The following is a 22,905-nucleotide window of genomic DNA, read 5'->3' as shown; positions in this document are numbered from 1 at the left end:
GTGAGCGCCGAACCGGTGTAGCGGTGCTCGGTCGCGAAGGCCGAGGAGACGACGCCTGAGGACTGGCCGAAGGCGAGACCCAGCAGGATGAAGCCCGAGATCATGAACACGATCTCACCCGCCGTGCCGCCGTCGAGCAGCTGGGGGGCAAAGCCGCTGAACACCGCGATGCCCACGGCGCAGACACCGAGCAGGGTGCGGCGGCCATAACGGTCAGCCAGGCGGCCCGAGGCGACCATGGCGACGACGCCGAAGGCAGCGGCGAGAGCCTCGATCAGCAGGAAGCCGGTGGGCGCTTCGCGGGTGAAGAGGAAGACCCACGAAAGCGGGAACACGGTGACCATGTGGAACAGCGCGAAGCTGGCAAGCGGGGCGAAAGCACCGATCACGATCGTGCGCCATTCGTGAGTCACGGTGCCGACGACGCTGACGGGCTGGAGATCGCGGCTTTCGAACAGGCTCTGGAATTCTTCGGTCACCACGATGCGCAGGCGGGCGAAGAGCGCCACGACGTTGATCGCGAAGGCCACGAAGAACGGATAGCGCCAACCCCAGTCGAGGAAGTCGGCAGCAGGCAGAGTGGTGATCATGAAGGCGAACAGCAGGCTGGCGACGATCAGGCCGAACGGCGCGCCAAGCTGCGGGATCATCGCGTACCACCCGCGGCGTCCCTCAGGCGCGTTGAGCGCCAGAAGCGAGGCCAGGCCGTCCCAGGTGCCGCCGAGCATGAAGCCCTGGCCCAGGCGCAGCAGCGCCAGCAGCCAGACCGACGTCATCCCTGCCGTTTCATAGGAAGGCAGGAAGGCGATGGCAGCGGTCGAGCCGCCGAGGCCGAACAGCGCGATCGTCAGCTTGACGCCGCGCCCGTAAGCGCGGTCGATCGCCATGAACACGAGGCTGCCCAGCGGGCGCGCGATGAATGCCAGCGCGAACACCGCGAAGGAATAGAGCGTGCCGGTGAGCGGATCGACGAAAGGGAAGAACAGCTTCGGGAACACCAGCACAGAGGCGATGGCGTATACGAAGAAGTCGAAGAACTCCGAGGTGCGCCCGATGATCACGCCGATCGCGATCTCTCCGGGAGAAATCGTGTGCTGCGGCTTGAACGTCGGCAGGCCGAGTTCCTCGCGGGTCGGGGTGGTTGTGCTGCTCATCTGGCGTTTCGCGGCCTTTGTCTGGTATCAGGTATACACGGGCGCGCGGAAGAATTCCACACGCTGCGCGAATCGGCCGGGCGCGAAAGGCGACCGGCTTCACATGAGCCGCCCTATCGTCATTGCAGGGCCATAAGGGGATTGGACAAAATGTCCTATGTTCGCATCCGCAGCACGAGCCTAGGCGCAGCGCCATGCATCCGCCCGAGTCACGTCTGAACCCGCCCGGCCGTCCATTCGGCCCGAGTCGTTTCCTCAACCAGCGATCCTTCGCCGCCCTCGGGCTGGCCGGGATGCTGACCGCTGCCTTGTCCGGCTGCAACACGGTCGTCCTCGACCCGGCAGGCGACGTGGCGCGGCAGCAGGGCGATCTCGTGATCGTCTCCGTGCTGCTCATGCTGCTTATCGTGATTCCGGTCATGGCCGCAGTGGTGATCTTCGCCTGGAAGTACCGCGCGTCCAACAAGGATGCCAAGTACGAGCCGGACTGGGATCACTCGACCCAGCTGGAGCTGCTGATCTGGACGGCGCCGCTGCTGATCATCATCTGCCTTGGCGCGGTGACCTGGACCAGCACTCACTTGCTCGACCCGTACCGCACCATCGGACGGATCGATCACGAGACCGCCATTGCTGCAGATGCGAAGCCGCTTGAGGTCGAAGTGGTCGCGCTCGACTGGAAGTGGCTGTTCATCTATCCCGAGCAGGGTATCGCCACGGTCAACGAGCTGGTGGTGCCCACGGGCCGTCCGCTGCAGTTCAAGATCACCTCGTCCAGCGTGATGAATTCGTTCTACGTTCCCGCCATGGCCGGCCAGATCTACGCGATGCCGGGCATGGAAACGCGCCTGCACGCGGTGATGAACAAGACCGGCGTGTTCAAGGGCTTTTCCGCCAACTACTCGGGCGCAGGCTTCTCCAGCATGCACTTCGCGGCGCATTCGGTCGACGATGCCGGTTTCGCCAAGTGGGTCGGCGACGTGAAGGCCAGCGGCAAGCAGGCCAACACTGGCCAGACCGCGGATGCTCCGCTTCCCGAGGCACCTGCGGCGATGCCGCTGGGCGGCAACCTCGACCGCGCGGCCTACCTGCAACTGGAAAAGCCGAGCGAGAAGGTCCCCGTGATCCGCTTCGCCAGTGTCGACCCCGAGCTTTACGGTGCGATCGTCGACATGTGCGTCGAGCCGGGCAAGATGTGCTCGAGCGAGATGATGGCGATCGACGCGCGCGGCGGCCTGGGCAAGGCCGGTATCCGCAACGTCTCGATGCTGGAATACGACAAGAACGGCCGCCAGGCCGGGACCGACGCCACCGCCACTCCCGATGCCGCCGTCCGCAAGGAACTGGCATGGGTGCGGGCGCTGTGCCGCCAGATCCCCGGCTCCGCGCCGGACGGCACCATCAAGGCGCCGACCGACATGCGCTCGCTGAACGGCGCAGGCCTTGCCGCGCCGCAATCGATCGGACTGGGTCAGGAAGAGGCGCGTGCGCCCGATTCTGTTTCCAGGCCCGCTCATGTTTCCCTGATTTCCCGGAACTGACAGTATCATGGCAATCGAAGCCGTAGATCATTCGCACTGGAGCCCCTTGCTGGGCCGCCTGTGGCTGGATGCCCTCCCCCAGGAGCCGATCGTGCTGGCGACCTTCGTGGTCGTGGCGCTGGGCGGCGTGGCCCTCGTGGCCGCGCTGACCTATTTCAAGCTGTGGGGGTATCTCTGGAAGGAGTGGTTCACCAGCGTGGACCACAAGAAGATCGGCATCATGTACATGGTGCTGGGCCTGATCATGTTCCTGCGCGGTTTTGCCGACGCGATCATGATGCGCATCCAGCAGTCGATCGCCTTCAACGGCAACGAGGGCTATCTCAACGCCCATCACTACGACCAGATTTTCACCGCCCACGGCGTGATCATGATCTTCTTCGTGGCGATGCCGTTCGTGACCGGCCTGATGAACTACATCGTGCCGCTGCAGATCGGCGCGCGCGACGTCAGCTTCCCGTTCCTGAACAACTTCAGCTTCTGGATGACCACCGCCGGCGCGGTGCTGGTCATGATGAGCCTGTTCATCGGTGAGTTCGCGCAGACCGGATGGCTGGCCTATCCGCCGCTGTCCAACCTGGCGTACAGCCCGTGGGTCGGAGTCGACTACTACATCTGGGCCTTGCAGATAGCGGGTGTCGGTACGCTGCTTTCGGGCGTCAACCTGATCTGCACCATCGTCAAGATGCGCGCACCGGGCATGACCATGATGCGCATGCCGATCTTCACCTGGACCTCGCTTTGCACCAACATCCTGATCGTCGCGGCCTTCCCGGTCCTGACGGCGGTGATGACGATGCTTTCGGTCGACCGTTACCTGGGCTTCAACTTCTTCTCGAACGACTTCGGCGGCTCGCCGATGATGTACGTCAACCTGATCTGGATCTGGGGTCACCCAGAGGTCTACATTCTGATCCTGCCGCTGTTCGGCGTGTTCTCGGAAGTGACCGCGACCTTCTGCGGCAAGCGCCTGTTCGGCTACTCGTCGATGGTCTACGCCACGCTGGTCATCACCATCCTGTCGTACCTCGTCTGGCTGCACCACTTCTTCACGATGGGTTCGGGAGCGAGCGTCAACTCGTTCTTCGGCATCACCACCATGGTGATCTCGATCCCGACGGGCGCGAAGCTGTTCAACTGGCTTTTCACGATGTACCGCGCGCGCATCCGCTATGAACTGCCGATGATGTGGACGGTGGCCTTCATGCTGACCTTCACCATCGGCGGCATGACCGGCGTGATGCTGGCCATCCCGCCCGCCGACTTCGTGCTGCACAACTCGCTGTTCCTGATCGCCCACTTCCACAACGTCATCATCGGCGGCGTGCTGTTCGGCATCTTCGCGGCGATCAACTACTGGTGGCCCAAGGCCTTCGGCTTCAAGCTCAACCAGTTCTGGGGCAAGGTCAGCTTCTGGCTGTGGGTTCCCGGCTTCTGGGTGGCCTTCACGCCGCTCTACATCCTGGGCTTCATGGGCGTGACGCGCCGCATGCGGGTGTTCGACGATCCGAGCATCCAGATCTACTTCGTCATCGCCGCCTTCGGCGCCGTGATGATCGCGGGCGGCATCGGCGCCATGCTGGTCCAGTTCGCGGTATCGATCTGGAAGCGCGAGGAACTGAAGGACGAGAGCGGCGATCCGTGGCAGGGCCGTACCCTGGAATGGGCGACCTCCTCGCCTCCGCCGGAGTACAACTTCGCCTTCACGCCGATCGTTCACGACATCGACGCATGGGACGACATGAAGCGCTGCGGCGTGGAGCGTCCGGTCACCGGCTTCCGTCCGATCCACATGCCCAAGAGCACCGGCACCGGCCTGATCCTGGCCGGCCTGTCCACGGCGCTTGGCTTTGCGATGATCTGGTACATCTGGTGGCTGGCGGCGGCGTCGTTCGTCGGCATCATCGGCTACGCGATCTTCCATACCTTCAACTACAAGCGGGACTACCACATCCCCGTCGAGACGGTCGAAGCGACCGAGGCGGCACGCACCCGCCAGCTCGCCGCTGCGGGAGCCTGACGCCATGACCGCTACCACGATCAACTCCGTTCACGACCTGTCGCAGCCGCAGCTTCAGGCTACGTTCTACGACCTGAACGAGCACGACCACCCCGAAGGCGGCAGCACCATGCTCGGCTTCTGGATCTACCTGATGAGCGATTGCCTCATCTTCGCGATGCTGTTCGCCGCATACGGCGTGCTTGGCGGCAGCTTCGCCGCCGGGCCGGGTCCGAAGGATCTGTTCGAGCTGCCGCTCGTCGCGCTCAACACCGCGATGCTGCTGTTCTCGTCGATCACCTATGGCTTCGCCATGCTGGCGATGGAAAAGGGCGGCAAGGGCGCCGTGCAGCTGTGGCTGCTGGTCACCGCCGTGTTCGGCATCGCGTTCCTCTCGATCGAGATGTACGAGTTTTACCACCTCATCCATGAGGGCGCGACGCCGATGCGCTCGGGCTTCCTCACCGCGTTCTTCTCGCTGGTGGGCACCCACGGCCTTCACGTCACCTTCGGTCTGGTGTGGCTGTTCACGCTGGTCGTCCAGGTCGGCACCAAGGGTCTCATCCCGGCCAACAAGCGCCGCCTGATGTGCCTTTCGCTGTTCTGGCACTTCCTCGACGTCGTCTGGATCGGCGTCTTCACCTTCGTCTATCTGATGGGAATGCTCTGATGGGCACGCAGCACGCTCACCCCAACCCGGACGCCCATGGTCATGACGACCACGGCGGCAGCCATGGCTCGATGCGCGAATACGTCGTGGGCTTCCTGCTCTCGGTCGTACTCACCGCGATCCCGTTCTGGCTGGTGATGACGGGTGCGATCCCCGACAAGCAGACCACCGCGCTGGTCATCATGGCTTTTGCGATCGTGCAGATCGTGGTCCACATGATCTACTTCCTGCACATGAACACCAAGTCCGAGAACGGCTGGACGGTGATGGCGCTGATCTTCACGATCGTCATCGTCGTGATCGCGCTCTCCGGCTCGCTCTGGGTCATGTACCACCTCAACCATAACATGATGCCGATGAGCCATGACATGGACATGAGGCAGGTCCCCTGACCCACCCCGCCTCACAGCGGTCAAGCGGAACGCGGCGGCCCTATGGGCTTGCCGCGTTTCTGCTGATGGCCCTTGTCGTTTTCGCCGCCCTGGGCGTGTGGCAGGTGCAGCGCCTGCACTGGAAGCATGCGCTGATCGCCCGCGTCGATGCGCGCATCCACGCCGCTCCGGTGGCGCTTCCGGCCGATGCCGCCCTGGCGAATGCCAGCGTGTCCGATCCGCGCACCCGCGATCTGGAATATCTTCGCGTAAAGCTCTCCGGCGTCTATCAGGGCAGTGCGACCGCGCTGGTGCGGGCCGCCACGGACCTTGGGACCGGGTACTGGACGATGACGCCGCTGCGGATGGACGATGGCCGGCAGGTATGGATCAATCGCGGCTTCGTGCCCGAGGGAACCTCACCCGCTGTCGCCGCGGCCACGGCTCCCGAAACGCGCGTGGCGGTGAGCGGCCTGCTGCGCTTCACCGAACCGGGGGGCAGCCTGCTGCAGGCCAATCGTCCGCAGGATGACCGCTGGTATTCGCGCGACGTCGCGGGGCTGGCGGCGGCGCGCAGGCTGGGCGCCGTGGTGCCCGCCTTCGTCGACGTGCAGGTGGAGCAGGCCGCGCAGAATCCGGCCTCGGCGCTGAAGCCGGTTCCGGGCCTGACGCAGGTTCATTTTCCCGACAATCATCTCATGTATGCGCTGACGTGGTTCGCGCTCGCGGCGCTTTCGGCGTTCGGTCTGGTCTACATCTGGCGCCGCGCGTGATCGACCGGCTGACGGCGCTGTTCGCCCCGCCCGGCTTGCCACCGGGCATGGCGGCCAGCTCGCCCAGTTGGTCCAGCGTCGTCCTGCTGACCCAGTTGCGCTGGATCGCGGTAGCGGGGCAGCTTGCGACGATCGTGATCGTCTCGCAGTCGCTAAAGGTGCGGCTGCCGCTGGCGCCGCTGCTGCTCGCGCCGCTGCTGCTGATGGTCATCAACCTGGTCGCCGCCAGCGTGGTGCGCCGCCGCACCGCGTTCTCGCAGCAGGAGCTGTTCAGCGCGCTGATGATCGACGTGGTGGCCTTGTGCTGGCAGCTCTACCATTCGGGCGGTGCGACCAATCCGTTCACCTTTCTGTTCCTGCTTCAGATCGTGATCGGCGCGATCATTCTGGAGGCGCGCTGGTCGTGGCTGGTGGCGCTCAACGCCTGCCTGTGCATGGCGCTGCTGACCTTCAGCTACGTACCGCTGCGCCTGCCCAACGCGTATGCCGCGGATCACTTTCACCTCTACATCTACGGCAGCCTGTTCTGCTTTGTGCTGGCAGCGGTGCTGCTGATCGTCTTCGTGGTACGGCTCGACCATTCCCGGCGCGAGAGCGACGCCAGCCTGGCGGCGCTGCGCCAGCAGGCGGCGGAGGAGGATCACATCATCCGCATGGGCCTGCTGGCGTCCGGCGCGGCCCATGAACTGGGTACGCCGCTATCCTCGATCTCGGTGATCCTGGGCGACTGGAGCCGTGAGCCGTCGATCGCGGGCGATCCCGACATGGCCGCAGACCTTGCGGACGTGCGGCGCGAACTGGCGCGCTGCAAGACCATCGTCTCGGGCATCCTGATGTCGGCGGGGGAAGTGCGCGGGATCGACCCGGCGGTGACCGGCGTGCGCGCCTTCATCGAGGATATCGCCGAGGAATGGCGCGCACGCTTCGCAGGTGAACTGCGCCTCGTCGACAGGATCGCCGGGGAAGTGCCGATCATCGCCGATCCCGGCCTGCGCCAGATCATCGGCAACGTGATCGATAATGCCGTCGAAGTATCGCCGGAACTGGTGGTAATCGAGGCCTGGCTGGAGAATGAGGCGGAAAGCCCCAGCCTGGTCCTGACCGTCAGCGACCGCGGACCGGGCTTTGCGCCTGAGATGCTGGGGCGGATCGGCCAGCCCTATTCCTCCACCAAAGGACGCGATGGGGGCGGGCTGGGCCTGTTTCTGGTGGTCAACGTGATCCGCAAGCTGGGCGGTTCGGTCTTCGTCGAGAACCGGCGCGATGGCGGTGCCAGTGTGCAATTGGCGATACCGCTTGCCACACTGGCACTGGACAGCGCCGGGCTGGCGCCGGACAAGGGGGCATGACCGAGGTTCCGCCCCCGCCTGCCTCCGCAGTTCTCGATACAGCTTCCGGGGGCGGCGCCAGCCTGCTGATCGTCGAGGACGACCCCACTTTCGCGCGCACCCTGCGCCGCTCGTTCGAACGCCGGGGTTACCGCGTGGCCTCCGCCGCCAGCCCGGACGAGGCCCGGACGCTGTTCCTGGCCGAGGATTTCGAATTTGCCGTGGTCGATCTCAAGCTTGGCGCCGGTTCGGGGCTGGCGGTGGTGGAGGCGCTCCACGCCCATGCGCCGCAGACCCGCATCGTCGTGCTCACCGGCTATGCCAGCATCGCCACTGCTGTCGAGGCGATCAAGCTGGGCGCCGCGCACTACCTCGCCAAGCCCTCCAACACCGACGACATCGAGGCCGCTTTCGGCAATCTGCGCGGCAATGCCAGCATTCCGGTGGAAGGACGCAAAAGCTCGATCAAGACGCTGGAGTGGGAATACATCCACCAGACGCTGGTCGAGTGCGACTTCAACATTTCGGAAACCGCGCGGCGTTTGGGTCTGCACCGCCGCACCCTGGCGCGCAAGCTGGAGAAGCGGCAGCTTTGAAGCGGGCTCGCAAAGGTTCTAACTTCGCCGCGATTGGGGTACTCGCCGGATTATGGCCAACTGTGATCTTTGTGTCGTTCGCAACCGGGCGATTTGTGCCGCGCTCGATGCCGAGGAACTTGAGGCGCTGAACGCCATTGGCCGCACGCGTACGCTGAAGGCCGGCGAATCGATCATCTGGGAGGGCGAGGATTCGGTTCTCGTCGCCAATGTCATCGACGGTGTGCTGAAACTTTCCACCAATACCGAGGACGGGCGCGAGCAGATCGTCGGCGTGGTCTATCCGTCCGACTTCATCGGCCGGCCCTTCGGTGGCACCACCGAGTACGGCGTCACTGCGCTGGTCGATTCGCAGGTCTGCGTGTTCTCGCGCCGTGATTTTGACGCTTTCGCGCGAACGCACCCGGCGCTGGAGCACAAGCTGCTCGAACGCACGCTGGGCGAACTGGACCGCACCCGCCGCTGGATGCTGTTGCTGGGCCGCAAGTCGGCGGCGGAAAAGATGACCAGCTTTCTGGTCGAGATGGTTGAGCGGCTCGGCTGCCGGACCGACGCCTGCAAGCCTGGGGAGCGCCTGCTGACCCTGCCGTTCTCGCGACAGCAGATCGCCGACGTGCTTGGCCTGACGATCGAAACCGTCAGCCGCCAGTTCTCCCGGCTCAAGAACGAAGGCGTGATCGACCTGCCCTCGCGCCGGGATGTCACGATTGTCGACTATCAGGCGCTGGTCGCCGAAGCGGGATAACGGTCCGGCGCGTCTTTTTGCAGTGCGGGAAACAATGTCCGCGCGCGGTGTTTGCGAGGGCATGTTGCTTGTTTCTTCCCATCCCGGCCTGTTCAGCCGCCACGGAGCGGTCCTGTTTGCGCGCAATGCGCTGGTTTCCAGCTTCTGTTTTGCGATCGACATGGCGCTGATCTGGCTGATGGTGTCGCAGGCCGGTCTGGACAAGTTCGTGGCGGTGACGGTGGGTTTCCTTGTCGCCAATGCGGTGAACTATGTGCTGGCGCGGCTCTGGGTGTTCCGTGACAGTGAACGCGGGATGGTTACGGGTTACGTCTATTTCCTGGGCAATGCGTTGGTGGGGCTGGCGATCATCCTTTCCGGTTTCGCGCTCCTGACCGGGCCGCTGGACACGCATTATCTGGTGGCGCGGGTGATCGTCTCGGTGTGCGCGGGAACGATCGTGTTCATTCTCAATGCAACGCTAAATTTCCACGAAGTTTAGCTGCCCTCCCCCACCGGAGGGGGCGACGACAACGCCAGCACCGGTAGGAAAGGCCCGCGATGGTCATCCAGGGATCGCAGGGCGCGCTGACGCTGCGCGGACCCTTTCGTCAGCCGCCTTCGCGGGAATGACGGGGCAGCGGGAGCCGCACGAGTTCCGCTTCGTCGATGCGCCCCCGCTCCGGCATCGGTTCTGGCCCGGCATGGCGGACCCGGCGGACCCGGTGGCCTATGGCGCCGTGGCCATGCTCACCGCGCTGACCTTCGTTCTCAGCCATCGGCTGTTCGCTGCTGCTCCTGCTGGGTCCCCCCGTGCCCACACGGGTTGACCGTCTTCAAAGGAACCGCAATCCGCTTCTCCTCGGCTTCGGGCGGCCCACTTTCGTGAGGGCCCGCGCCTTTGTTGTCCACGCGGATTGCGGACAAAGAAAAGGCGGCCTTGTGAGCCGCCTCTTCCTCCTCTCAACCTGGTGGGGCGGTTCAGCCGCCCTTGGCATCGCCATCGTTGGCGGCAATGCCGGTCTGCATGTAAGCCAGCGGGTTAACGGCTTCACCGGAAACGCGCACTTCGTAATGGAGGTGGGGGCCGGTCGAGTTTCCGGTGCTGCCTACGAAACCGATCACATCGCCCTTGTGGACGCGCTGGCCTTCGGCGACGTTGAGGCGCGACATGTGACCGTAGCGGGTCTGCATGTCACCGCCGTGCTCAAGCGAGATATAAAGGCCGTAGCCGCTGAACCACGAAGCGCGGCTGACGGTGCCGTCGGCGGTTGCGTAGATCGGCGTGCCGGTCGGCGCGGCGAGATCGACGCCCTTGTGGGCGCGGCGACCGCCGAGAATGGGATGTTCGCGCATACCGAAGGTGCTGGTCATACGCTCTTGCGCGAGGGGGTTGCGCGAAGGAATGGCGACCGAGGCGAAGCTGCCGGCAACGGCGGGCTTGGGCTTGGCGGCGGCGAGGCCGGTTTCTTCGAAATTCTGCCACGAACTGAAGAGCTGGCGGAACTGTTCGTCCTCACCGCCCGTTACAGATTGATTAGCGGCCTGTGCAGCGCGCAGCGGAGCGGAGATATCGGCAGCGGCGGCGCTGCTGTTGGCCATGGCGGGATGTGCGGCCATGGTGATACCTGCAGCGACGAAGAGACCAGTCACTGCGCGGAACTTGGCGAAAAATTTCGTTACGACCACTCGCAATACCTTGCTTTCCGCCGCTACTCGCCCAGCAACCTGTGGAGCGCGACGCTTAATTTTGAGCGCAGCCAACCTCAATCGTGAAGTCGCCGCGCCTAGGTTTTGGAGATCGTCGGAACCCCCCGCCGTCTCGTGATCCTGACTTATGCCGTTAGCTTTCGCTCAGGCAAGCCCTGTATACAGATCGCGCGACAAACCGGCAGCGAGGCGCGCCGAGTCGTTGAATGGTGGCTTCAGGTTGCCGCGAAAGTAACGAAAAACCAAGGATTTCCACCGGTCTGCGGGGTCTTCGTTTTGCCGTTTGGCGAGCTCGTTGAAATGATTTGTGCCGAATCGAACGTGGCGAATTTCATCGTCAAGGATTCGCTCAAGGATGCGTGCGCCGCGTTCGTCGCCTGCCGAGCGCACCCGTTCCAGCATGGCCGGAGTGACGTCGAGGCCGCGCGCTTCCAGCACCATGGGCACCACCGCAAGACGGGCCGCGACGTCATGGCGGGTGTCATTGGCGTAAGTCCAGAGACCGTCGTGGGCGGGCAAAGCGCCGTAATGGCTGCCTAATGTATGCAGATGACGCTCCAGCAGGGCGAAGTGCATCGCCTCGTCCGCCGCCACGCTGAGGAAATCGCCGACGAAGGCAGGCCCCATCTCGGCACCGAAGCGCCCGGCCATGTCCAGCGCAAGGTCGATCGCCACGAACTCGATGTGGGCGAGAGCGTGCCACAGGGCGATGCGCCCGCGCTCGGACCCCGCCTTGCCGCGCTTGGGCATCTTGCCGGGGAGCAACAGTTCGGGCGCATCCGGGCGGCCCGGCGTTTCGGGCATCGCCGCGTCAAAGACGAAGGCCAGCCTGTCCAGCCGCCAGTCGCGCGCCACCTTGCGCGCAGCCATCGCCTTGGCCCGGGGATCCTGCTGGCACAGCGCGGCCCGGATCGCGGCGGCAACGGTTTGCCGGATCACAGGGCCTTCGCGGCCTCCAGCACCTTGGCGGCGTGGTCCTTGACCTTCACCTTGTCCCAGATCTGCGCGATCTTGCCGTCCGGGCCGATCAGGTAGGTGGTGCGGACCATGCCCATGTAGGTGCGGCCATAGTTCTGCTTCTCGGTCCAGATGCCGAGTGCGTCGGACAGGCCGTTTTCCTCGGCATCGCTGGCGAGCGGGGCCGTAAGGTCGTGCTTGGCTATGAAGTTCTGGTGCTTTTTCGCCGAGTCCTTGCTGACGCCGAGCAGCGCGGTGCCGGCAGCTTCGAATTCGCCCTTGAGGCCGGAAAATTCGATGTTTTCCGTGGTGCAGCCCGGCGTGCTGTCCTTGGGGTAGAAGAACACCACCAGCTTGCGCCCAGCGAAGTCAGAGGCTTTCACGCTGCCGCCTTCGGGCGTTTCCATGGCGATGTCGGGGAAGGTGTCTCCGACATTAGGGCGGGCGGTGGTCATGCGTCAGTCTCCAATGTTTCACCGAACGCCTCTTGCCAGGCGGCCGCGACGTGGCGGCGGGCAAGGCCGAGGCCCTGTTCGAGCGCTTCCCAGTCGCCATAGCCACATGCGCGCACCAGCGCCATGCACGCCGCAGGGCCGGGCACCTGCATATCGGGGGCAAGCAGGCGCCCCGCGACGAGCAGGCGGGTCAGGGCGTCATGCGCCTCCACCAGCGTGGGAGGCAGCAGCCCGGCGGCGGCGAGGGCGCGGACCGCCTCGCCAATGTCGGGGTCGAGGCCGGGGCCGCGCTCGCGCAGCTGGATGAAGTGGATGATGAATTCCAGGTCGACCAGTCCGCCGCGCGCCAGCTTGACGTCGAGCGGGCCCTTGGGCGGTTTGTGATTCGCCATCTTGGCGCGCATTTCCAGCACGTCGGTGCGCAGCTTGTCGTCATCGCGCGGGGCGGTGAGCACATCGCGCACGATGGCTGCGAGGGGCGCGCGGCCCTCTGCCGAGCCGTAAAGCGGGCGGGCGCGGCACAGCGCCATGTGTTCCCAGGTCCAGGCCTGTTCGCGCTGGTAGCGTTCGAAGCTGTCGAGGCTGGCGGCGGGCGGGCCTTGTTCGCCGGATGGGCGCAGGCGGGTGTCGACCTCGAACAGCGCGCCTTGCGCGGTCGCCACGGAGAGCGCCGAAATCGCCCGCTGCGACAGGCGGTTGTAGTAATGCGTGGCGCCCAGCGGGCGGCGCCCGTCCGATTCCGCCTGATGATCGCCGCTGAACAGGTAGATCAGGTCGAGGTCGGAGGCATGGGTCAGCACGCCGCCGCCCATCCGGCCAAGGCCCAGCACCAGAAGCTCGCTGCCCGGCACGGCGCCGTGGGCGGCACGAAATTCACAGGCGGCGGCATCGGTCAGCACCACCAGCGCGGCTTCGGCGATGCGGGCCAGGGCCTGGCCGATGGCGATCGGGTCGTTGGCGCCCTCGATCAGCTGGACGCCCAGCTTGAAGCGGATTTCGCCCACCTTGCGGCGCACCGCGTCGAGCTTGCGTTCGTAATCGTCGCCGGATTCGAAGCGGGACAGCTGCGCAGTCAGGTCCTCCACCGTGCCGGGCAGGTCGAAGGCGCTGGCGTCGATCAGCGGGTCGAGCAGGTCGGCCCGGCGCGCCAGCGCATCGGCCAGTGGCGGAGCGAGGCCCAGGATGCGGGCCAGCAGCTCAATGAGCGCCGGGCGCGCCACCAGCAGGTTGAACAGGTTGATGGCGGTGGGCAGGTTGCCCAGCAGCTGCTCCCAGCGCGCCAGCGCGCGCTCCGGCTCAGGCGCGGCGGCGAAGGCGGCGAGAAGGTCGGGGCGGATCGTCTCGAAGGCGGCGCGCGCCGCCTCCGACCGCAGCGCCCGGACCTTGCCGCCCAGCCAGCCGCGAATCCGCTCCGCCAGCGCGGCAGGCTCGGTAAAGCGCAGCGCTTCCAGTTCCTCCACCAGCGAGGACTGTTCGGGCATGGCCACGACCACGCTGCCCTGGGGCGTATTGGCCATGATAAGCGCATCGTAGCGGCTGCCGACGGCCTCGGTGATTTCGGTCAGTTCGCCCAGCAGGGCCTGGCCGCTGGCGAGGCCGTCAAGCCGGGCCACCGCCTCGATCGCCTCTGCCGTTTTGGGCAGGCTGTGGGTCTGCTGGTCCTGCATCATCTGCAGGCGGTGTTCGACGGTGCGCAGACGGTCGTAGCTTTCTCCCAGCAGGCGGGCTTCTTCGGCGGGGACCAGCCCGGCCGCGGCCAGAGCATCCAGCGTTGCACGGGTGCCGCGCAGGCGCAGCGCCGGGTTGCGGCCGCCGTGGATCAGCTGGTGGGTCTGGGCGTAGAACTCCACTTCGCGGATGCCGCCGCGCCCTTTCTTGAGGTCGAAGCCGGGGCCGACCACGGCGCTGCCGCGCGTGCTGGCGCGGATTTGCGCGGTCAGGCGGCCGATCTCGGCGATGGCGCCGAAATCCAGGCTGCGACGCCATACGAAGGGGCGGATCGCGGCCAGGAAACCTTCGCCCGCCGCGATGTCTCCGGCGCAGGCGCGGGCGCGGATGAAGGCGGCACGCTCCCACGTCAGGGCGGAGGATTCGTAATGGGTCAGCGCGGCGTTGACCGAGATCGCCAGCGGGCTGACTTCGGAGGCCGGGCGCAGCCGCAGGTCGACGCGGAAGACATAGCCTTCGTGGTCCATGCGCGAGAGGGTTTCGACCACGGTACGGGCCACGCGCTGGGCCGCCTCGCCCGGCTCGTCGCGCTCTCGGCGGGGGAGCAGCAGAGGATCGAACAGCAGGATCGGGTCGATGTCGGAACTGTAGTTAAGCTCGCCCGCGCCGTGCTTGCCAAGGGCGAGCGCGATGAAGCCGGTGGGCGTATGTGCCGGATCGAAGTCCGGCGCGCGGCGGCGGATGCCTTCGACGATGGCGGCATTCAGCGCGCGGTCGGCGAAGGCGGAGAGGGCGCCGGTCACCTCCAGCAGCGGGAAGGCCCCGGCAAGGTCGCCGATGGCGAGCGCGAGGGCCAGCGCCTGCTTTTCCCGTCGCAGCGCCGCCGAAGTATCGGGCGCGCCTTCGCCGGCGGCCTTCGCCAGTGCAAGGGCACCGGCGCTGTCGCCTGCCGCGAGCAGTTCGGTGAGACGCGGCAAGCGGTCCAGCGCGCCGGCAAGGTAAGGGGCGTGGGCGCGGGCGCGGGCGATGGCGGCTGTCCAGTCGGCACTCATGCATACTTCCCTGCCCGCTGGGTGGATGAGGGGCAAGGGGGCGGGACGACGACTATGTCCGCTCTGGCCTTGTGCCGTCAGGCCCGCTCTGGCACCTGTGGCCGCGCGTTCCCAGCATGAGGTTCCCCCCGGATGAAGCATCTCCTGCCCCTGGCCGCTGCGGCGGCGTTTGGTCTTTGCGCCGCCGTTTCCGCACAGGATGGCCCCTTGCCCAAGGGCACCGCCCTGCCGCCGCCGCAGGATGCAGGCGCGCAGCCCGATGCGCCGGTGCCGCTGATGCAGGCGATCACCAAGCGCCTCGCCGCCGATGATCTCGAGGGCCGCGCGCCCAGCACCGAGGTCGAGCCGAAAGTGCTCGATTACATCGTCGAGCAGTTCAAGAAGGCAGGGCTCCAGCCGGGCAACAAGGGCCAGTGGCTGCAGCCGGTGCCCACGGTGGAGATCACCGGCAGCGGCTACACCCCGCTCACCGTGTCAGGCGCAGACAAGGCGCTATCGTTCCGGTTCGGCGACGACTACGTGGCCGCCAGCTACCGCGTGACGCCCAAGTCGCAGGTGAAAGACAGCGAACTGGTCTTCGTCGGCTACGGCATCAATGCGCCGGAACTGGGCTGGAACGACTATGCCGGCGTCGACATGAAGGGCAAGACCGCCGTCATCCTCGTCAACGATCCCGACTATGCGACGGAAAGCGAGCAGGGCCTCTTCAAGGGCCGCCGCATGACCTACTATGGCCGCTGGACCTACAAGTTCGAGGAAGCCGCGCGCCAGGGCGCTACCGCCGCGCTGATCGTGCATGACACTTTCCCGGCCGCCTATGGCTGGAAGGTCGTCAACTCCAGCTGGACCGGCGCGCAATACTACGTGCAGAAACCGGGTGACGGCATGGACCAGACCGCCGCCAACGGCTGGGTGCAAAAGCCCGTCGCCGAAGCGATCCTGAAGGCCGCCGGCAAGGATCTGGCCGCGCTGACCGCCGCTGCACAGAAGAAGGGCTTCAAGGCCGTGCCGCTGGGCGTGAAGGCCAGCTTCGGGTTCGACAACGCGGTCCGCCGCTCCAGCTCGAACAATGTCGTCGGCGTGCTGCCGGGCAAGACCCGTCCTGACGAAGCGGTGCTCTACTCCGCGCACTGGGACCACCTCGGCCACTGCACGCCCGACAAGACCGGCGACGACATCTGCAACGGCGCGGTCGACAATGCGACCGGCGTAGCGGCGCTGACCGCGCTGGCGAAGATGAACGCCGAGGCCGGGCCCGCCGCCCGCAGCCAGCTGTTCGTGGCGCTGACGCTGGAGGAATCGGGGCTGCTCGGTTCGGAATACTACGGCGCCAACCCGGTCTTTCCGCTCGACCACACGGTGGGCGGGGTGAACATGGATGCGCTGCTGCCGACCGGCCCGGCGAAGTCCTATACGGTGGCGGGCGGTGACAAGTCCGAGCTTGGCGACCTTCTGCAAAAGGCGCTGACCGCACGCGGCCTGACCGAAGCGGCGGAAGATCATCCCGAGCGCGGCGGCTACTACCGCTCGGACCACTTCAGTCTGGCCAAGCGCGGCGTGCCCATGTTCAACATCGAGCGCAGCAACGACCTTGTGACCGGCGGCACCGCTGCCGGAGAGAAGGCCGCGCAGGACTATACCGACAACCGCTATCACGCCCCCGCCGATGAATATTCGGACGACTGGGACTGGAGCGGTATCGCGCAGGACGTCAGCCTCTTTTACGACCTGGGCCGAGAGCTTGCCGATGGCACGATGTGGCCCAACTGGCGCAAAACCGACGAATTCCGCGCCATCCGCGACAAGGATTGCGCCGCAGCTACCAAAGGATGCCACCCGTGACTTTCGCACTCCCCCCCGAATGGCACCCGCAGGACTGGATCTGGATCGGCTTCCCGCACGCCGCCGAGGAATGGCCCGGCTTCCTCGAAGCCGCGCAGGAGCAGATGGCGGCTTTCGCCAGCGCCGTTGCCGAAAGCGGGCAGGAAGTGCGCCTGATCGTGCGGGACGAAGCGAACCGGGCGCGGGCGCTGGAACTCGTATCGTCCAGGGTGAAGCTGGAGACGCGGCGCTTCGGCGACGTGTGGCTGCGCGATACGGGCCCGCTGGTGACGATGGACCAGCACGGCAACCGCAAGGCGATGCGTTTCGGCTTCAACGGGTGGGGCGGCAAGTACCTGATGGACGGCGATCAGGAGATCGGCGAGGAACTGGCGCGCGATGCCGGTCTCGATGTCGAGACGGCCGACTGGATTCTGGAGGGCGGCGCGCTTGACGGGGATGGCACCGGCCTTGTCGCCACGACTGCGCAGTGCCTGCTGAACACCAACCGCAATCCCCACCTCACACAGGGCGACCTCGAGATGCGGCTGGAGCGTGATCTCGGCTATGACCGGGTGTTGTGGCTGGGCGACGGCCTCATCAACGACCACACCGACGGACATGTCGACAACCTGGCCCGCTTCGTGTCGCCCAATGTGCTGGCCCTGCCGCGCGCGACCGGCCAGGACGATCCCAACGCGCAGATCTACGCCGACGCCAAGGCGCGGGCCGAGGCGATGGGCGTGGCGGTGGCCGAAGTCCCCTCGCCGGGCCGGGTGGAAAGTGAAGGCGGGCGTATCGAGCCGGCCAGCTACATGAACTTCGCGATCACCTCGAAGCTGGTGGTGGTGCCGATCTATGGCACCGCGCATGACGACGAAGGCATCGCCGCGATCGCGGCGTTATTCCCGGACCGCGATACGGTGGGCGTGATGGCCGATGCGGTGCTGGCGGGCGGCGGCTCGTTTCATTGCTCGAGCCAGCAGATGCCCTCGCTGGTCTGATTGGGAGGCGCGGTACGAGGCTTGGTCGAAAGGCCCGGTTTTTGCCGGGCAAATGCCGTCATCCTGAACTCGTTTCAGGATCCATCCGATTGAGCGGTTGTTTGAGCTGCAAGATGGACCCTGAAACAAGTTCAGGGTGACGGTGGGCGTTGTCGGACAGCCGCATTATTCGACAAGGTTGGATATCGACTGTCCGCAGGTCGCCGCGCGATCTTAACGCTTTGGCAACCACTGCCGGGGCATGGTCGCGGTCATGGCTCGTATCGTCGCTCTCGCACAGGCACCGCTGCACATTCCCACTGCCGGGATGCTGCGTCCGCTGGTGGTGGGCGGCTGCGCACTGGCGCTGATTCTCGCGCGGACATCGCTGCCGTTCTGAGCGCCCGCCTATTCATCGGGCAGCAATATTTCTTTGTATTTTCAACGTGACAGGGTGCATCTTGGCTGCATCTTGTCTCTAGTGTTGCACTGCACACCTTAATATTGCACTGCAGCAAAGATTCGTCGCAAAGTGCTGATGCAATCGAAATCCGGTTTCCCCAGTTTGGGGTTGAAACCTGATTTTGGAGATCGACCATGCGCAACATGACCGATGCTGAACGTACCCGCCTTCGAGAATCGCTCGTCGGCAACTCGCTGCTGCTCCTGTTTGGATGCGGCGTGCTGGCCTTTCTGGTGGCAGCTGACCGGGTGAACTGGTTCTCGATCCGCCCGGCAACCGGAACTTCCATCGCCATGGCCCGTTCGACCGAAAAGCCCAAGAGCAGCTTCGAGGAAAAGCGGATAACGACGCTCGCTCAGCACCCCCGCCCGGAGTCTGCAGTTCCCCAATGATCGTCAATAATCTCCCCAATCCCGCCCGTCTCGTTCGCGAAATATGGAAGCCGCTTTGCCTTCTGTTCGTATGGGATGTGGTGGTCACGATCACATACTACATCCTCCCCTTCCACGCTCCTGAACTGCCGGTAACGCTGTTCGGTACGGTGCTGGGCCTGTTTCTGGGTTTTCGCAGCAATTCGGCCTACCAGCGCTGGTGGGAAGGCCGGGGCCTGTGGGGCCTGATGATCAACGCCAGCCGCAATATCGCGCGCTCGGCCCGCAACTTCATGCCGGACCCGGAAGCGTCGGACTACAAGCGCCGGATTGTCCTGCGCCAGATCGCCTACGTCAACGCGCTGCGCTGCCAGCTTCGCCGTCTGCCGCCCGATGAGGAAGTTCTCCGCCTGCTCCCGCAGCATGAGGCGGACCTCGCGCTCAGCCGTACCAACGTGGCGAACGGCATCCTGGATGGCACCGGCCGCCGCATCGACGAAGCACGGCGCAACGGCTGGATCGACACCATCCAGCAGGCGCAGATGGAAGCCGTGCTGGTCGACATCGCCAATGCGCAGGGCGGTATGGAGCGTCTCAAGAACACGCCGCTGCCGTTTCAGTACCGCTTCCTGCCGATGCTGTTCACGCACCTGTTCTGCGTGCTGCTGCCGATCGGACTGGTCGAGACGCTGCAATTCGCGACGCCGCTCGGCTCGACCCTCGCGGGGCTGATGTTCCTGGCCGTGCTCACCATCGGCGACGACCTCGTCGATCCCTTCGCCAACGACGTCCACGACCTGCCGCTCAACGCGATGTGCCGCACGATCGAGATCGACCTGCTGCAGACCATCGGCGAAGAAGCACCCGCGCCGCTGGGACCGGACAAGCACGGAGTGCTGTGGTAGGGCAGGGCGGTTTCGCCAAAGAAAGCACCCTGCCCATGCGCCTCTCCAAGGATCGCCAGACAACCAGCGCCGTGATGCGCATCGGCAAGGCCTTCAGCATGGAGGCGCGGACGGACTTCAGCCCCGTTGGCCTTGTCGCGGCTGGGTTGCTGGTTTCGGGGATATTGCTGAGCAGTGCCGTTATCGTGGCGGCTGGGCGTCGGCGGTAGGCTGAAGGGTAAGAAGCAGGGGAGCATAGCCCCCCTGCACCCCCATTAATGTCGAGGTTGTGCGCGCCGCCGCACAGGCGCGCTCACGGTTGGTCGGGAGACATATAACCTCCGGCGGTGCAATGCGCGCAAAACGCCGCTGCACGCACGACGACGGCAATAAAGGGGTCTGGGGCAATGGCCCCAGGACTTTGCCCCTACTCGCTCTTCGTAGAAAACCAGATCGTGTGCTTGGCACCCTTGCCGTTGCTGCGCGCGTGAACCTTTACTTCATCCACAGCCAGCCCGGCCTTCTCCAGCCGCCGCTTGAACACCGGGTCCGCTCCGGCAGACCAGATCGCCAGCACGCCGTCCGGGGTCAGTGCGCGTTTGGCGTTACGCAGGCCGACCTTCGAGTAGATGACGTTGTTGTCTTCGCGCACCAGCCCGTCAGGTCCGTTGTCGACGTCGAGCAGGATGGCGTCATAGTCGCCGTGCCCTTCCTCGATGACGTGGGCGACATCGCCCATCACCAGCCTGACACGGGGGTCTTCGAGGTGGTTTTCCGTCAGGTGCGCCATCGGGCCACGTGCCCATGCGATGATCTCCGGCACCAGCTCGACCACGGTGACTAGGGCGTTTTCCGGCAGCACCCGAAGCGCGGCGCGCAGGGTGAAGCCCATGCCGTAGCCACCGATCAGGACGTGCGGGCGCTTGGCGTTCCTGATCCGGTCATAGGCCATCGTCGCCAGAGCTTCTTCGGACCCCCACTTGCGGGTGCTCATCAGCTCGTTGTGGCCGATCACGACCATGAAGTCCTTGTCGTGGCGGAAGAGTTCCATCTTCTCGCCGTCGGGGATCCATGCGGTGTCGAGGAGTTCGCGCTGGATCATGCGACCAGATCCGGTGCGGTCGCTTCGGCTTTCAGCAGGGCGATAGCCTCGTCCAGCGTCATGACCTTCTGATGCTCGGCGCCCAGCGTGCGCAGGGCGACGGTGCCTTCCTCGGCCTCGCGCTTGCCGACAACGAGGAGGTGCGGGATCTTCTTCAGTGAGTGCTCACGCACCTTGTAGTTGATCTTCTCGTTGCGCACGTCCGTCTCGACGCGGATGCCCGCTGCCTTCAGCTTCGCGGTGACTTCACCCGCATAGTCGTCGGCGTCGGACACGATCGTGGCGACCACGGCCTGCACCGGGGCGAGCCACACCGGCAGTTTGCCGGCGAAATGTTCGATCAGGATGCCGATGAAGCGTTCGTACGATCCGAAGATCGCGCGGTGCAGCATGACCGGGCGGTGGCGGGCGCCGTCCTCGCCGATGTAGTGTGCATCCAGGCGCTCGGGCAGCATGCGGTCGGACTGGATCGTGCCGACCTGCCAGGTGCGGCCGATTGCGTCGGTCAGGTGCCATTCCAGCTTGGGGGCATAGAACGCGCCTTCGCCGGGGAGTTCTTCCCAACCGTATTCGGGCGTTGCGAGGCCGGCCCGCTCCACGGCGTCGCGCAGTTCGGCCTCGGCCTTGTCCCACTGCTCGTCGGTGCCGATGCGGTTGTCGGGGCGCAGCGCCAGCTTGATCGAATAGGTGAAGCCGAAATCGCGGTAGACCTTGTCGGCCATTTCGCAGAACGCCTGCACTTCGCCGACAATCTGGTCTTCGCGGCAGAAGATGTGGCCATCGTCCTGCGTGAACTGGCGCACGCGCATCAGGCCGTGCAGCGCGCCGTGCGGTTCGTTGCGGTGGCAGCAGCCGTTCTCGACGATGCGCAGCGGCAGGTCGCGGTAGGACTTGATGCCTTGCTTGAAGATCAGCACGTGGGCCGGGCAGTTCATCGGCTTGAGCGCCATCCACTCGGCATCGTCCGAGATGATCGGGCCTTCGTCCTCGGTGTTGGGCACTTCGTCGGGGATGACGAACATGTTCTCGCGGTACTTGCCCCAGTGGCCGGACTGCTCCCACTGCCGGGCGTCCATGACCTGCGGGGTTTTCACTTCCTTGCAGTCGGCTGCGCTGATGGCGCGGCGCATGTAGTCTTCCAGCGCGCGGTAAATCACGTAGCCCTTGGGGTGCCAGAAGACCGAACCATGCGCTTCGTGCTGGAGGTGGAAAAGGTCCATCTCATTGCCCAGCTTGCGGTGGTCGCGCTTGGCGGCTTCTTCCAGACGCGTCAGGTGAGCGGAAAGCTGCTTCTTGTTCAGCCAGCCGGTGCCGTAGATACGCGAAAGCATCGCGTTCTTCTGGTCGCCGCGCCAGTAGGCGCCGGACACGCGGGTCAGCTTGAACGCGGCCGGGTCCAGCTTGCCGGTGGAGGGCAGGTGCGGGCCGCGGCACATGTCGAGCCAGTCTTCGCCCGACCAGTAGACGGTCAGCGGCTCGTCGCCGGGAAGTTCGGCGGCCCATTCGGCCTTGAAGCTTTCACCCTGCTGCTTCCAGCGGCTGATGAGCTGCTCACGGTCCCACACTTCGCGGCGCAGCGGCTTGTCGGCGGCGATGATCTTGCGCATCTCCGCCTCGATCGCGGGCAGGTCGTCGTCGGTGAAGGGGCGGTCTGCCGGTGCGAAGTCATAGTAGAAGCCATCATCGGTCGAAGGGCCGAAGGTGATCTGCGTGCCGGGGAACAGCGCCTGCACGGCTTCGGCCAGGATGTGGGCGAAATCGTGCCGGGCCAGCTCGAGCGCTTCGGCCTCGTCGCGGCTGGTGACGAGGGCGAGGCTGGCGTCGCCCGTGAAGGGACGGGTCAGGTCGACCAGCTCGCCGTCGATCTTCGCGGCAAGCGCCGCCTTGGCGAGGCCCGGGCCGATGGCGGCGGCGACGTCGGCGGGGGTGGACCCCTCGGGCATCTCGCGCACCGAACCGTCGGGCAGGCTGATCTTGAACATCTGGGACATGAAAGCTCGTCTCTCGTTTGCCCAATGCCGAACTGGAGCATCTGGGCGGTCTTTGCGCGCCATGGCACAGGCACGCGCAAGGGTGAAGCGGCGGCGCCTGTTAAATAGCTTCGTTTCGGGCAGAGAGACGCCGTCTCGCCCGAAATGCCCGGGCGACGGTGATCGCTTGCCTTAAGCCGCGACCGACCGTGCCCGGACGAGCCGGGTGGTGGTGGTAGTGGTCGCAAGTGTGCGCAGGCGCGTCATGGTGCGGGCGATGTAGCGATTCGGCGGCGATAAGTCGAGGTTTGTC

Annotated in this window: 23 protein-coding genes (1 of these 23 cut by a window edge); 16 read left to right on the top strand and 7 right to left on the bottom strand. The window is 65.4% G+C overall.

Annotation, left to right across the window (positions count from 1 at the left end; genetic code table 11):
* Positions 1-1,154, bottom strand: the 5' portion of a protein-coding gene (locus V474_RS14305) for an MFS transporter (protein WP_059152087.1). It extends 160 nt beyond the left edge of the window; 1,154 of the gene's 1,314 nt are visible here — the first part of the coding sequence; its start codon is at positions 1,152-1,154; its stop codon lies off the left edge, out of view.
* Positions 1,155-1,348: 194 nt separating this feature from the next.
* Here V474_RS14305 and cyoA point away from each other — a divergent pair, with 194 nt between their 5' ends.
* The 10 genes from cyoA (at position 1,349) to V474_RS14255 (ending at position 9,986) form a co-directional block, all read left to right on the top strand.
* Positions 1,349-2,695 carry a ubiquinol oxidase subunit II gene (gene cyoA / locus V474_RS14300; RefSeq protein WP_082699784.1) on the top strand — a complete coding sequence of 449 codons (1,347 nt, stop codon included), beginning with the start codon at positions 1,349-1,351 and terminating at the stop codon, positions 2,693-2,695.
* 7 nt (positions 2,696-2,702) lie between these two features.
* Positions 2,703-4,715 (top strand): cytochrome o ubiquinol oxidase subunit I, encoded by a 2,013-nt coding sequence (cyoB, locus tag V474_RS14295; RefSeq protein WP_201786034.1) that lies wholly within the window; start codon positions 2,703-2,705, stop codon positions 4,713-4,715.
* A gap of 4 nt (positions 4,716-4,719) precedes the next feature.
* A complete protein-coding gene (gene cyoC / locus V474_RS14290) occupies positions 4,720-5,364 on the top strand; it encodes a cytochrome o ubiquinol oxidase subunit III (protein WP_059152086.1) in 645 nt (214 codons plus the stop codon).
* Complete coding sequence (gene cyoD, locus V474_RS14285) at positions 5,364-5,756, top strand: cytochrome o ubiquinol oxidase subunit IV (RefSeq protein ID WP_059152085.1); 393 nt, start codon at positions 5,364-5,366, stop codon at positions 5,754-5,756. The genes cyoC and cyoD overlap by 1 nt, the downstream gene beginning before the upstream one ends.
* A 65-nt stretch (positions 5,757-5,821) precedes the next feature.
* Positions 5,822-6,508, top strand: coding sequence for an SURF1 family protein (locus V474_RS14280; RefSeq protein WP_059152084.1), 687 nt, complete (start codon positions 5,822-5,824; stop codon positions 6,506-6,508).
* The gene (locus V474_RS14275; protein ID WP_236711271.1) at positions 6,505-7,857 is read left to right on the top strand and encodes an ATP-binding protein; all 1,353 of its coding nucleotides are present in this window, start codon (positions 6,505-6,507) and stop codon (positions 7,855-7,857) included. The genes V474_RS14280 and V474_RS14275 overlap by 4 nt, the downstream gene beginning before the upstream one ends.
* Complete coding sequence (locus V474_RS14270; RefSeq protein ID WP_082699783.1) at positions 7,854-8,432, top strand: response regulator transcription factor; 579 nt, start codon at positions 7,854-7,856, stop codon at positions 8,430-8,432. Before V474_RS14275 ends, V474_RS14270 begins: the two co-directional genes overlap by 4 nt.
* 52 nt (positions 8,433-8,484) lie before the next feature.
* Complete coding sequence (locus tag V474_RS14265) at positions 8,485-9,177, top strand: Crp/Fnr family transcriptional regulator (protein ID WP_059152083.1); 693 nt, start codon at positions 8,485-8,487, stop codon at positions 9,175-9,177.
* 61 nt (positions 9,178-9,238) lie between these two features.
* Positions 9,239-9,658 (top strand): GtrA family protein, encoded by a 420-nt coding sequence (locus V474_RS14260; protein WP_059152175.1) that lies wholly within the window; start codon positions 9,239-9,241, stop codon positions 9,656-9,658.
* Positions 9,659-9,785: 127 nt separating this feature from the next.
* Positions 9,786-9,986: a hypothetical protein gene (locus V474_RS14255; protein ID WP_059152082.1), complete on the top strand. Its 201-nt coding sequence runs from the start codon at positions 9,786-9,788 to the stop codon at positions 9,984-9,986.
* Positions 9,987-10,137: 151 nt separating this feature from the next.
* Here V474_RS14255 and V474_RS14250 read toward each other — a convergent pair whose 3' ends face one another.
* From V474_RS14250 to V474_RS14235, 4 genes are all read right to left on the bottom strand, one after another.
* Positions 10,138-10,845, bottom strand: a complete 708-nt coding sequence (locus V474_RS14250; protein WP_082699782.1) for a M23 family metallopeptidase — start codon at positions 10,843-10,845, stop codon at positions 10,138-10,140.
* 165 nt (positions 10,846-11,010) lie between these two features.
* Positions 11,011-11,802 carry a ferritin-like domain-containing protein gene (locus V474_RS14245; protein ID WP_059152173.1) on the bottom strand — a complete coding sequence of 264 codons (792 nt, stop codon included), beginning with the start codon at positions 11,800-11,802 and terminating at the stop codon, positions 11,011-11,013.
* Positions 11,802-12,278: a peroxiredoxin gene (locus tag V474_RS14240; protein ID WP_059152081.1), complete on the bottom strand. Its 477-nt coding sequence runs from the start codon at positions 12,276-12,278 to the stop codon at positions 11,802-11,804. Before V474_RS14240 ends, V474_RS14245 begins: the two co-directional genes overlap by 1 nt.
* On the bottom strand, positions 12,275-14,998 hold the full coding sequence (locus V474_RS14235; protein ID WP_059152080.1) for a bifunctional [glutamine synthetase] adenylyltransferase/[glutamine synthetase]-adenylyl-L-tyrosine phosphorylase: 2,724 nt from the start codon (positions 14,996-14,998) through the stop codon (positions 12,275-12,277). Before V474_RS14235 ends, V474_RS14240 begins: the two co-directional genes overlap by 4 nt.
* 132 nt (positions 14,999-15,130) lie before the next feature.
* Between V474_RS14235 and V474_RS14230 the strand changes: the two genes are divergently transcribed.
* The 6 genes from V474_RS14230 (at position 15,131) to V474_RS26220 (ending at position 19,750) form a co-directional block, all read left to right on the top strand.
* Entirely contained in the window at positions 15,131-16,840 is a 1,710-nt protein-coding gene (locus V474_RS14230; protein ID WP_059152079.1) for a M28 family metallopeptidase, read from the top strand.
* Positions 16,837-17,823 carry an agmatine deiminase family protein gene (locus V474_RS14225; protein WP_407938334.1) on the top strand — a complete coding sequence of 329 codons (987 nt, stop codon included), beginning with the start codon at positions 16,837-16,839 and terminating at the stop codon, positions 17,821-17,823. Before V474_RS14230 ends, V474_RS14225 begins: the two co-directional genes overlap by 4 nt.
* 253 nt (positions 17,824-18,076) lie before the next feature.
* On the top strand, positions 18,077-18,202 hold the full coding sequence (locus tag V474_RS26825; protein ID WP_255456490.1) for a hypothetical protein: 126 nt from the start codon (positions 18,077-18,079) through the stop codon (positions 18,200-18,202).
* A 197-nt stretch (positions 18,203-18,399) separates the two neighbouring features.
* Positions 18,400-18,657 carry a hypothetical protein gene (locus V474_RS14220; protein WP_059152078.1) on the top strand — a complete coding sequence of 86 codons (258 nt, stop codon included), beginning with the start codon at positions 18,400-18,402 and terminating at the stop codon, positions 18,655-18,657.
* A complete protein-coding gene (locus V474_RS14215) occupies positions 18,654-19,541 on the top strand; it encodes a bestrophin family protein (protein ID WP_059152077.1) in 888 nt (295 codons plus the stop codon). The genes V474_RS14220 and V474_RS14215 overlap by 4 nt, the downstream gene beginning before the upstream one ends.
* The gene (locus tag V474_RS26220) at positions 19,535-19,750 is read left to right on the top strand and encodes a hypothetical protein (RefSeq protein WP_059152076.1); all 216 of its coding nucleotides are present in this window, start codon (positions 19,535-19,537) and stop codon (positions 19,748-19,750) included. Before V474_RS14215 ends, V474_RS26220 begins: the two co-directional genes overlap by 7 nt.
* A 197-nt stretch (positions 19,751-19,947) precedes the next feature.
* Here V474_RS26220 and V474_RS14205 read toward each other — a convergent pair whose 3' ends face one another.
* Both V474_RS14205 and thrS read right to left on the bottom strand, forming a co-directional pair.
* Positions 19,948-20,622, bottom strand: coding sequence for a spermine/spermidine synthase domain-containing protein (locus V474_RS14205; protein ID WP_059152075.1), 675 nt, complete (start codon positions 20,620-20,622; stop codon positions 19,948-19,950).
* The gene (thrS, locus tag V474_RS14200; RefSeq protein ID WP_059152074.1) at positions 20,619-22,613 is read right to left on the bottom strand and encodes a threonine--tRNA ligase; all 1,995 of its coding nucleotides are present in this window, start codon (positions 22,611-22,613) and stop codon (positions 20,619-20,621) included. The genes V474_RS14205 and thrS overlap by 4 nt, the downstream gene beginning before the upstream one ends.
* Positions 22,614-22,905: the final 292 nt, after the last annotated feature.

Origin of the sequence: Novosphingobium barchaimii LL02, assembly GCF_001046635.1 — a bacterium.
GTDB lineage: Bacteria > Pseudomonadota > Alphaproteobacteria > Sphingomonadales > Sphingomonadaceae > Novosphingobium > Novosphingobium barchaimii.
This window is presented reverse-complemented; position numbering and strand designations above follow the sequence as displayed.